The 7,323-nt window shown below is 70.3% G+C and carries 6 protein-coding genes; 5 read left to right on the top strand and 1 reads right to left on the bottom strand.

All coding sequences use genetic code 11. The annotated features are described in order from the left end of the window. Positions 1-36: 36 nt before the first annotated feature. Positions 37-1,317 (bottom strand): hypothetical protein, encoded by a 1,281-nt coding sequence (locus tag AB0O34_RS06295; RefSeq protein WP_363913226.1) that lies wholly within the window; start codon positions 1,315-1,317, stop codon positions 37-39. 275 nt (positions 1,318-1,592) lie between these two features. Here AB0O34_RS06295 and AB0O34_RS06290 point away from each other — a divergent pair, with 275 nt between their 5' ends. From AB0O34_RS06290 to AB0O34_RS06270, 5 genes are all read left to right on the top strand, one after another. Further along, positions 1,593-2,240: a helix-turn-helix domain-containing protein gene (locus AB0O34_RS06290; RefSeq protein WP_363913224.1), complete on the top strand. Its 648-nt coding sequence runs from the start codon at positions 1,593-1,595 to the stop codon at positions 2,238-2,240. A 105-nt stretch (positions 2,241-2,345) separates the two neighbouring features. Then, entirely contained in the window at positions 2,346-3,521 is a 1,176-nt protein-coding gene (locus tag AB0O34_RS06285; protein ID WP_363913222.1) for a homogentisate 1,2-dioxygenase domain-containing protein, read from the top strand. Between the two features lie 827 nt (positions 3,522-4,348). Further along, on the top strand, positions 4,349-5,554 hold the full coding sequence (gene fahA, locus AB0O34_RS06280) for a fumarylacetoacetase (RefSeq protein WP_363913236.1): 1,206 nt from the start codon (positions 4,349-4,351) through the stop codon (positions 5,552-5,554). 228 nt (positions 5,555-5,782) lie between these two features. After that, positions 5,783-6,214, top strand: coding sequence for an NfeD family protein (locus AB0O34_RS06275; protein WP_363913220.1), 432 nt, complete (start codon positions 5,783-5,785; stop codon positions 6,212-6,214). A 2-nt stretch (positions 6,215-6,216) separates the two neighbouring features. Beyond that, positions 6,217-7,311, top strand: a complete 1,095-nt coding sequence (locus AB0O34_RS06270; protein ID WP_363913218.1) for an SPFH domain-containing protein — start codon at positions 6,217-6,219, stop codon at positions 7,309-7,311. The last annotated feature ends 12 nt before the right edge of the window (positions 7,312-7,323 follow it).

Genomic DNA, 7,323 nt, shown 5'->3' with positions numbered 1-7,323 from the left:
GGCCTCCCGGCCTCGGCCCGGCCTCCGGGACGACGCCTAGTCGGTGATGTAGACCTGGCTGAAGACCTCGGAGAGCTTCTTGACGTCTTCGGTGATGCCGACCTCGGGGGAAGCCGGGTTGAACATGGTGGTCAGGCGGCGCTGGAGCGGCTCCAGCTTGCCGAGCTGCTCCCACGCGGGCGTGGAGGCGAGGCCGGATCCCATCACGCGGTAGGTCGCGCCGGTGCCGTCCTGCCAGCGGGTCCAGAGGTTGACCGTCGCGGCGCCGTCCTTCAGCGGGGTGGTGATCCGCTCCTGCGCCGTCGTGGCCGCCTGCTCGGCGGTCAGCGGGGAGGCGTTCTTGCCCGCCAGCCCGGCGTCCTCGGCCGCGATCTGCGCGAGCGTGTCCCAGGCCAGGGTCTTGACCTTGCTCCACTGGTTGCGCTGCGCCTGCTGCGGCGTGATCTTCCAGGTGGAGTAGGCGGTCGAGAGCAGGCCGGCGTCGAGCGCGAGCTGGTCCACAGAACCGGAGGTCAGCAGCGGCTCGATGTGCTCCGGCGTGAGCAGGGGGTACTTCTTGGTCATCTCGGCCTTGCACAGGTCGCTGTTGCCGCAGCCGAACTCGGGGACCACCGTGTGGACGCCGAGCTTCTTGCCGGGAGCGACCTGGTGCAGCGCGGCGGCGGCGGCCGTGACGAACGACTGCATCTCCTCCGGCGTCTTCACCGCGCCGTTGTAGCCGAGCTGCGAGGTGAACCGGATGCCGACGACGCCCGGCTGCGCGGCGAGCGCGCCCACCTTCTTGACGGCGGCGGCGAAGGCGGCGGTGCCGGCCTTGTAGTCGTCGAGAAGCTCGCTGTCGATCCACACCCGCATGCCGCTCGCCGTGGCGGCGGCGATCGCCTGCCCGGCGGGGGTCTTCGCGGCGGCGGCGATCTCCTCGGGGGTCACCGAGCAGGTCTCGCCGGCGGTCTGGCAGGTGGGCGGCGTGTTGTCGTCCTGGTAGCCCTGGGGCGCGGGGTCTCCCCCGTCGTGGGCCTGGCCGTCGCCCTCGCCGTCCTGGCTGCAGGCCTCCACCGTGCAGTCGATCCAGCCGATCGGGTACTCGGTGGCTTCCTTGAGCTTGGCTCCGTCGTCCTTGGCCCAGAACCGCACGATGTCGAGCGCGTCCTGGGGGGTCGGTGCCATCCAGAAGCACTGCGGGTCGGACTGCGAGCCACCGTTGGTGACATTCTTGCAGTCGTCGGCGCCGTCCTCGGAGAACGCCGTGGCGGCCGGAATGCCCACCGCGAGCACGGTGAGTGCGGCGCTGAGGGCGAGGGCTCTCCTGATTCGCATCAAGCGTCTCCTTGGGCGGTGCGAAATCATCAGTGATCGTCCGTAAACGATCGAAACGACTGTATCGGGCGTATCTTTACTCGACCAGTGGCTCTACAGGATTCCTTGACGCGCAGGGACACCAATTGTCCGTCGCCACCTCGCATGATCTTCCCGGACACCGCCGGATGAACGAGAAATTCTTTCTTCCGTAGGGCCCGCGCAACCGGGCGTCAGGCGTGGAGTGAGGCGACCCGCGACCTCCCGCGCGCGGTGTCACCTCGCATAATCGGGAGATGCGCGATCACAAAGGGAGCCCGGAGTCGGCCCAGACCCTGGAGCGGGGACTCAGGCTGCTCCGGCTGCTCGCCGACGGCCACCGCGGGCGCACCCCCACGGAGCTGGCGCAGGAGCTGGAGCTGAGCCGCCCGATCGTCTACCGGCTGCTCACCACGCTGCAGAACGAGGGCTTCGCCCGGCGGGACGCCGAGGGGCGCGCCCATCTGGGCTTCGGCGTCCTGGCGCTGGCCAGAGCCGTGCAGCCCCTGCTGCGAGCCGCCGCGCTCCCGGCCCTGCGCCGCCTCGCCGAGGAGACCGGGGCCACGGCCCACCTGACGGCGGCCGAGGGCGACGAGGGGCTGGCCATCGCCGTGGTGGAGCCGACGTGGACGGACATGCACGTGGCCTACCGGGAGGGTTCGCGCCACCCGCTGTCGCGCGGGGCGGCGGGGCTGGCGATCCTGGCCCTGCGCGAGGGCCGCACGGACTACCTGGTCACCGAGGGACAGCTCCAGGAGGGCGCGCGCGGCATCGCGGCCCCGCTGCCCGGCCTGCCGTGGCTGGAGGCGTCCGTGGGGATAGTGACGTTCGGCGCCATCGACGCCGCCGAGCTCGGCCCACGCGTCTCGGCCGCGGCCGCCGAGCTCGGCCGGGCCCTGGAATGACCGGCGCCTGAGATCGCGGGCGTGCGATTGACATCGTTGCCGTGATGGCGGATCGTCGTACGTATAGAGGACAAGGATGTCCGATATGCGTACACAGGAGGGCCGATGCCGTACTACCGCACGGTCGGCGAGGTGCCGCGCAAACGGCATATCCAGTTCAAGAAGCCCGATGGCGGGCTGTACGCGGAGGAGTTGATGGGTGAGGAGGGTTTCTCCTCTGACTCCTCACTGCTGTACCACCGGCACCTGCCGACCGCGATCGTCAAGGCGGAGGCCGTCGCCGAGGGGGCGCGAGCCGCTCTCTCACCGAACCTCCCGCTGTCCCCGCGCCATTTCCGCACCCAGGATCTCCCCTCGGGAGGCGACCTGGTCACCGGCCGGCAGCCGCTGGCGGGCAACGCGGACGTCCGATTGTCGTACGCCTCCGCCGACCGGCCGAGCGAGCTCTACCGCGACTCCAAGGGCGACGAATGCGTCTACGTCGCGAGCGGCCGGGTGCGCTTCGAGTCCACATACGGGGTGATCGAGGCCGGGGAGGGCGACTATGTCGTGATCCCCACCGGCACGATCCACCGCTGGGTGCCGCTCGACGGCACCACGGTCAGGGCCCTTGCCATCGAGGCGTCCGGGCACATCCGGCCCCCCAAGCGCTACCTGTCGCAGTACGGCCAGTTCCTGGAGCACGCGCCCTACTCCGAGCGCGACCTGCGGGCGCCCGCCGAGCCGCTCATCGTGGAGGACTCCGAGACGCCCGTCCTGGTCAGGACCCGAGGCGGCCTGACCCGGCTGACCTACGCGCACCACCCGTTCGACGTGGTCGGGTGGGACGGCTACCTCTACCCCTACGCGTTCAACATCGCCGACTTCGAGCCGATCGTGAAGCGCACCCACGCGCCGCCGCCCGTCCACCAGACCTTCGAGGGGCCGGGCTTCGTCATCTGCTCGTTCTGCCCACGGCCGCTCGACTTCCATCCCGACGCCGTGCCGATCCCGTACAACCACCACAACGTCGACTCCGACGAGTTCATGTTCTACGCGGGCGGCGACTACACCGCGCGCAAGGGCTCGGGCATCGACGTCGGCTCCATCTCCCTGCATCCGGCCGGCTTCACCCACGGGCCGCAGCCGGGCGCGGTCGAGGCCGCCGTCGACGCCGTGCGGCGAGGCGTGACAGTCACCAGCGAGCTGGCCGTGATGGTCGACACGTTCCGGCCGCTCGATCTCGGCGACGCCGCGCTGTCCTGCGAGGACCCGGGGTACGCCTGGACGTGGGCCCGATGACCGACCCCGGCCCGAGCCCGCTGTTCGCGGCTCTCGTCGACGACGCGGGGCTGTTCCCGCCGGCGTTCCTGCCGATGTCGGACGCGGTCGCCCGGCACTACGCCGACGAGGACGCTGGAAGCCCTGTGCTGAGCCACCGGTTCCTCTGCCAGGCCAGCCGCCTGCACGAGCTGCGGGCGATGCTGACCCGTCCGATCAGGATCGGGCTGATCATCGACACGCACGACTTCCCCGGCGTCGACCATCTCGGCGATCTCACCGGCATCGACGTCGAGCTGATCGAGATGGCCCTGCCGGCGGGTTCGACCATCGAGGAGCTGGTCGACCGGGTCCGTCCGAGGAACTCGGCCGCGCGGCTGTTCGTCGAGGTCCCGCCCGCCGACCTTCACCAGGTGCCGGACGGGGTGGGGCTGAAGGTCCGCTGCGGAGGGCTCACACCCGAGCTCTTTCCCTCCACCCACGAGCTGGGCGTCTTCATCCGCAACTGCGTCGAGCGGAACACGCCGTTCAAGGCGACCGCCGGCCTGCACCACGCGGTCCGCCACCCCGATCCGGGCCTCGGCGTCTACCGGCACGGCTTCCTCAACATCCTGATGGCCGTGTGCGCGGCGGTCGAGGGCCGTGATCCCGCGCGGGTGCTGGAGCTCATGGACAAGCGCGAGCTGGTGGCGCTGGCGCGGGCCGTGCCGCATGAGACCGCGCGGCGGGCCAGGGAACTGCTGGTCTCTTACGGCTCCTGCAACACGTTCACGCCGATCGACGACCTGCGCAGGCTCGGCCTGGTCGGCAACCACCGCAGGCCCGCATCGGTGATCAAAGAGGAAGTCGTGACGACCAGCTGGGTACCCGGAGCCGACGCGTCCGCCTACACCGTGGCGAACCTGCCCTACGGCGTGTTCTCCCGCCCCGGGGAGCGTCCCCGCGCCTGCGCGCGCATCGGCGACCACGTCCTCGACCTCGCGGCCGTCCTGCACGACGAGGAGTTCGCCGCCGGAACCCTCAACGGCTTCATGGCACGGGGCCGCACGGCCTGGCGGGACACCAGGCGCCGCATCCAGCGCCTGCTCTCCGCGGAGGCCAAGGAGGCGTCGGCGAACCGCGCGGCCACCGAGCCCCACCTCATTCCCCTGCACCAGGTGCGGCTCCACATGCCGATCGAGATCGGCGACTACGTCGACTTCTACTGCTCGCTCGAGCACGCGACCAACCTCGGCCAGATGTTCCGGCCCGACGAGAACCCCCTCAAGCCCAACTGGCGCCACCTGCCGGTCGGGTACCACGGCCGGTCGGGCACCGTCGTCGTCTCCGGCACCCCGATCACCCGTCCCCGGGGCCAGCGCGCCCCCGTGCACGGCGACGTGCCGGTGTTCGGGCCGTCGGTGAAGCTCGACATCGAGGCCGAGCTGGGGTTCGTCGTCGGGACGCCGACCCGGTTCGGCGAGAGCGCCGGAGACCTCGCCGATCACGTCTTCGGGGTGACTGTGGTGAACGACTGGAGCGCCCGTGACATCCAGGCGTGGGAGTACGTGCCGCTCGGGCCGTTCCTCGGGAAGTCGTTCGCCACGTCGATCTCCGCGTGGATCACGCCGCTGGAGGCCCTCGAACACGCCCGCGTCCTCGGACGGGCACAGGATCCCGAGCCGCTGAGCTACCTGGCCAGGCGGGAGCCGTGGGGTCTCGACCTCACGCTCGACGTGGAGCTCAACGGCGAGCCGATCTCCAGCCCGCCGTACAAGGAGATGTACTGGACCCCCGACCAGATGCTCGCCCACATGACCGTCAACGGCGCGTGCCTGCGCACGGGCGACCTGTTCGCCAGCGGCACGGTCTCCGGGGCCGAGCCCGGACAGCGGGGATCACTGATCGAGATCAGCTGGAACGGCACCGAGACGATCAAGCTCTCCGACGGCCAGACGCGTGCCTTCCTCGAAGACGGCGACACGGTGAGGATCACCGCGACGGCCCCGGGCCCCGGCGGCACCTCGATCGCGCTGGGCGAGGTGACCGGCACGATCCTTCCCTCCCGAGACTGACCACCTCCAGGCCGCTCGGCAGGCGCGGAGCACCGCGTCCGCGCCTGCGATCGCTGGGGGTGCGGGCCGCCAAGCCGGTGCCGGGCGCCCGGCACTGGGTGGGCGACTCCCAGGTCGTCTACCCGCACGAGCTTGCCCTGCCGTACCCCAAAATTTAGGACTACGGTGGGAAACAAGGAACCACCGACGCCTAGAACGCGTTTCTCCTTATAGGGAGGGCCGGGGCAAATGGACTCGTGGATCTTCTGGTTGATACTGGCGGCGGTGCTCGGCGTGGCGGAGCTTTTCACGCTCACCGCGGCTCTTGGTCTGCTCGGTGCCGCCGCGCTTCTGACCGCGGCGGTCTCGACTATCGGCCTGCCGACGGGCATTCAGCTCGTGGTCTTCGTCCTCGCCTCCGTGTCCGGTCTCGCCGTCCTCCGGCCCATCGCCCAGCGACATATCGCCCTGCCTCCCGTGCAGCGGTTCGGCGTCGCGGCCCTGGTCGGAAAGTCCGCCTACGTCACCCGGGAGGTCACGGGCCTGAACGGCCGGGTACGCATCGGAGGAGAGGAGTGGTCGGCCCGCGCCTACGACGAGACCCTGGTGATCCCGGCGGGCGCGACTGTGGACGTCATTCAAATAGAGGGTGCGACCGCCCTCGTCTATCCCCGGGAGTGAGCATGGACGCCACTTTGATCGCCGGAATCCTGATCGCCCTGCTGGTGGTGTTCACCGTCCTGCGCTCGATCCGGATCGTCCCACAGGCGCGGGCGGGCAACGTCGAACGCCTCGGGCGCTACTCCCGCACGCTCGGACCCGGTCTGAACTTCCTGATCCCGTGGGTCGACCGCGTGAAGCCCCTCATCGACCTGCGCGAGCAGGTGGTGTCCTTCAAGCCCCAGCCGGTCATCACCGAGGACAACCTCGTCGTCGACATCGACACCGTGCTGTATTTCCAGGTCACCGACCCGCGCGCGGCGGCGTACGAGATCGCCAACTTCATCCAGGGCGTGGAGCAGCTCACGGTCACGACCCTGAGGAACGTCGTCGGCGGCATGGATCTGGAGAAGACCCTGACCTCCCGCGACACCATCAACAGCCAGCTGCGCGGGGTGCTCGACGAGGCCACCGGCAAGTGGGGCATCCGGGTCAACCGGGTAGAGATCAAGGCCATCGACCCGCCGAAGAGCATCAAGGAGGCGATGGAGAAGCAGATGCGCGCCGAGCGGGACAAGCGCGCCGCGATCCTCACCGCCGAGGGCTTCCGGCAGTCGCAGATCCTCACCGCCGAGGGCGAGAAGCAGAGCGCGATCCTCCGGGCCGAGGGTGACCGCACCGCCGCGATCCTGAAGGCCGAGGGCCAGTCGCAGGCCATCGACGAGGTGTTCCAGGCGGTCCACCGCAACGACCCCGACCCGCAGCTGCTCGCCTACCAGTACCTCCAGGTCCTCCCGCAGCTCGCGCAGGGCTCCGGCAACACCTTCTGGGTCATCCCCAGCGAGGTCACCTCCGCCCTGTCGGGGGTGTCCAAGGCGTTCACCGAGTCGCTGCCCAGGTCCCCGGCCACCCGCGAGGTCACGACGCAAAATACCTCGGCGAAGGACGAGGCGGCCATGGCCGCGAAGGCCGCCGAGGACGCGATCGCCGACGCCGAGGACTCCGGCCCGCGCCGGCTCGGCCCCGGCACCGCCGTCCCCGACCCACTGGCCGGGCTCGGAAACGCGCAGCTCCAGCCGGCCGAGGCGCTGAGGGAGCCCCGTCCCGAGGAGTCCTGAGCCCACGCCCGC

It is taken from the genome of Sphaerisporangium sp. NPDC088356 (assembly GCF_040685555.1).
Classification (GTDB): domain Bacteria; phylum Actinomycetota; class Actinomycetes; order Streptosporangiales; family Streptosporangiaceae; genus Sphaerisporangium.
This window is presented reverse-complemented; position numbering and strand designations above follow the sequence as displayed.

Bases quoted from the DNA above. Each gene is read 5' to 3' on its own strand.
- AB0O34_RS06295 (WP_363913226.1), bottom strand. From the start codon at position 1,317: ATGCGAATCAGGAGAGCCCTCGCCCTCAGCGCCGCACTCACCGTGCTC.
- AB0O34_RS06290 (WP_363913224.1), top strand. From the start codon at position 1,593: ATGCGCGATCACAAAGGGAGCCCGGAGTCGGCCCAGACCCTGGAGCGG.
- AB0O34_RS06285 (WP_363913222.1), top strand. From the start codon at position 2,346: ATGCCGTACTACCGCACGGTCGGCGAGGTGCCGCGCAAACGGCATATC.
- AB0O34_RS06275 (WP_363913220.1), top strand. From the start codon at position 5,783: ATGGACTCGTGGATCTTCTGGTTGATACTGGCGGCGGTGCTCGGCGTG.
- AB0O34_RS06270 (WP_363913218.1), top strand. From the start codon at position 6,217: ATGGACGCCACTTTGATCGCCGGAATCCTGATCGCCCTGCTGGTGGTG.